Annotated in this window: 5 protein-coding genes; 1 reads left to right on the top strand and 4 read right to left on the bottom strand. The window is 31.1% G+C overall.

Annotated features, from left to right (window positions below; all coding sequences use genetic code 4):
- Window positions 1-25: 25 nt before the first annotated feature.
- Window positions 26-277, bottom strand: a complete 252-nt coding sequence (atpE, locus tag DNK47_RS03290; RefSeq protein WP_258393919.1) for an ATP synthase F0 subunit C — start codon at window positions 275-277, stop codon at window positions 26-28.
- Between the two features lie 58 nt (window positions 278-335).
- Window positions 336-1,340: a hypothetical protein gene (locus DNK47_RS03285; protein WP_112665923.1), complete on the bottom strand. Its 1,005-nt coding sequence runs from the start codon at window positions 1,338-1,340 to the stop codon at window positions 336-338.
- Between the two features lie 110 nt (window positions 1,341-1,450).
- Between DNK47_RS03285 and DNK47_RS03280 the strand changes: the two genes are divergently transcribed.
- Window positions 1,451-2,038, top strand: coding sequence for a hypothetical protein (locus tag DNK47_RS03280; protein ID WP_112665921.1), 588 nt, complete (start codon window positions 1,451-1,453; stop codon window positions 2,036-2,038).
- A 3-nt stretch (window positions 2,039-2,041) separates the two neighbouring features.
- Here the strand turns inward: DNK47_RS03280 and DNK47_RS03275 are convergent, their stop codons facing one another.
- A complete protein-coding gene (locus DNK47_RS03275; RefSeq protein WP_112665919.1) occupies window positions 2,042-2,680 on the bottom strand; it encodes a hypothetical protein in 639 nt (212 codons plus the stop codon).
- Between the two features lie 81 nt (window positions 2,681-2,761).
- A partial coding sequence (gene atpE / locus DNK47_RS03270; protein WP_112665917.1) for an ATP synthase F0 subunit C occupies window positions 2,762-2,904 on the bottom strand: 143 nt, incomplete at its 5' end.

The raw sequence follows: 2,904 nt of genomic DNA, 5'->3' as shown, positions 1-2,904 counted from the left end.
ACTATTAAATCTTTAAAAGAATTAACTATTGTTTCATAGCGAACATGATCAAAATTGCTACTATCAAACCATAAATAGCTACAGATTCACATACTGCAGCCCCCACAATAAACTGCTTAAAGATAAGAGCCTCTACTTCCGGATTTCTCGCTAAAGACTCTACAGCCTTACCTCCAATATATCCCTGAGCTAAAGCGGCACCTAATCCAGCTAAGATAGCGACACCGGCCCCAATACCTTTATATAATTCATCTTTTGATTGAAAGAATATAGACAATTCTTTTAAAACTCCCTTCAGCCCCCCCCGTATCGTTAATTATCTTATTGACGTAACCTTAACTTTTATTCAGAATATTTCGATATCGAAATAGACTCTCTTTTAATTTTGTATTTCAAAAATGTAGAGATGTTTCTCAGTTCTTTCAGTTAGTGAATTTATTCAATCATTCAGTTAATTTATTGTTTAGATCATTAATACTGTTTGTTAACTGTTTAGCTTTTTCTATCAGTGATTTAATGTTTTCATCCAAATTACTCTTTTCTTGAGTTAGTTGGGCAATTAATGCATCTAAATAAGACAACTTGTTTCGCCAGAGTAACTTGTCTATATTAGAAAGAATCTTTGAGTATCTATAAGTTACATTTTTCTGTTTTATCTTAGTAAGTAATTTAGATAACTCTGTACTAACTTCAAATAATTGTCTCTGAGCCCCTTCAGAACTTTCTGTTTCTTTTGAATAGAATAGTTCTTCTAAGTATGAGACAAATGGAAGAGAAGATTTAATTCAGGAAAGCGCAGAAGCTCAAGAGAGATCACAGTTTTTATCTATTTCACACTTAATTTCTTTAATTGAGTTTTCTCAATCATTTAGGGCAGTACTCAACTGAGAATACCCATCATAGAGTGAGGTGTATTGACTATTTTCTTTGTCAGCCTTTAACCGCTTAAGAGAAAATTGAAAGATTTCTGTTTGTTTCATAATTAATTGCTTTAAAGAAGAATAGAGCTCTTTATATAGATCAGTAAGTTGTTCTTCTTTCTGAGTTAACTTATCTAAATTAGTTGAGATATTTTGATGAGCCTCTTTCTTTCAATTGTTGGTAATTTCTCTAGCAGAAGATAATTCTTGAATCTGTTTTTCTAATCTTTTAATGTTTGATTTGACTTTTCCATCTAAAGCAGATAAGTCAAACCTATTAGTTGAGTTATTGTCTTTATAGATAAGGTTTGAAAGTACATCTTTGTCTTCATTCTGGAAATAAGGAACTAGAAAAGAGATAGCTATTCCAGAAGATAAAAGAGTTCCGCCTAATCCAATTAACTTAGTAAAAAGAAACACTAATAGCTATTGTTAATTCACTAAAGGACCCAGACATATGTTAGTAGTTCTTAGCTAAAAATAAAGCTTTTAAATTTAAGAAATACTAAATACAAACCATTAATAGTTAAATGGTTTTCTCTAAATATTTACTTGGACTAGTGGGTAGCTTAACTGCAGGAGCTAATGGAATTGCTTTTGGGATGAAACAGATGTCTGCAGGGGGGGGCAATCGACTCTCTTCTATTCTTTCAAAAATAAGTAGTAATAGTGAAGAAAGTTCTAGATTAGTAGAGGAAGAAACTATACGATTAGAGAAAGAAAAAGAAGCAAGTCAAAAGAATCAAAAATCTCTAGAAGAGAAACATAAGAAATCTGAAGAGCAAAAAAAAGAACGTAACAAACAAGCTAAATCTATTACAGAACAAAAAGAACAGCTAGATAAAAAAACTGAAGAACAAAACCAACAATTAAAAGAAGCTAAAGAGAAAGAAGAAGCATCTTTAAAGAAATCTCTTGAAGAATTCCAAGCACAGACAGTTTCTAAGTTCACAGAACACAATAAAGAAGTTAAGAAAAAAGTAGAAGAACAACTAAGCCAAATAGAAAAAATACTTCAAGATATGAAAGAATCAAACCAACAATTGATTACAAGAGTTAAAGAACAAATTGTTGGATTGCCTGATAGAATATTCCAAGATTCTGAAGCTAAAGACTAATCTTTAAAACCCGTTAATAGATTGTTGAAATTCCTCTAGATTTACTGTGTAACCATTTAATTCTTCAGGTTTTTTATTAAGTTTCTTTATCTTTTCATCAAATAAGACAGGATTCATAACAAATAAGTCTTCTGTATCTACTAATCCAATAAGAAATGAATTAAGGTGATCAAAATTGGGCTTGTAACCCAAAAGAACTAGAAAAGGAAAGAAATTAAAGAATAAAGCAGCTCTTGTACCAGCTTTGCAGTTCTTTAAATTTGTGCTTTCTTTTTCTTTAGGCTGATATTTAAGTAATCTTCGAGAATGTTGGAAATACTTGTAGTAAGTTACATAGGTTAAGAAAGTTCAGAATCCAAAAATACCATAACCTCACGCAGAACTTAAACAAATTCCAACAGGTATAGTAATACAGGCTAGTAAACAAAAGATTATTTGAACTGGTTTTAAAAACCTATATCACTTAAGTATCTGTTTTCACGTTCCTAGCCACTTATTTAAGTCATTTTCAATAATGGCTTTTTTACTTGACTCTTGAATTATTGTGACATTTTCAGGACTTTTTCATTTACTTTTGTTACCGATCCATTTCCAGACAGCAAGAAATCCAAATAATCTTAGAAACCCACTAATTAACCCCACAAGAAAAAACCTATTTTATTTTCAAAGATTTATTAGAGGCTTAAAGAAACCTAATTAAGTTGTTGAAAAGATACTGGAAGCCTATGAAATGGCAAACATTATGAGAATAGCCACTATTAAACCATAAATAGCTACAGATTCACATACTGCAGCCCCAACAATAAACTGCTTAAAAATAAGAGCCTCTACTTCAGGATTCCTTGCTAAGGACTCTACAGCCTTAC

The sequence above is a fragment of the Mycoplasma wenyonii genome (assembly GCF_003265155.1).
Taxonomy (GTDB): domain Bacteria; phylum Bacillota_I; class Bacilli_A; order Mycoplasmatales; family Mycoplasmoidaceae; genus Eperythrozoon_A; species Eperythrozoon_A wenyonii_C.
This window is presented reverse-complemented; position numbering and strand designations above follow the sequence as displayed.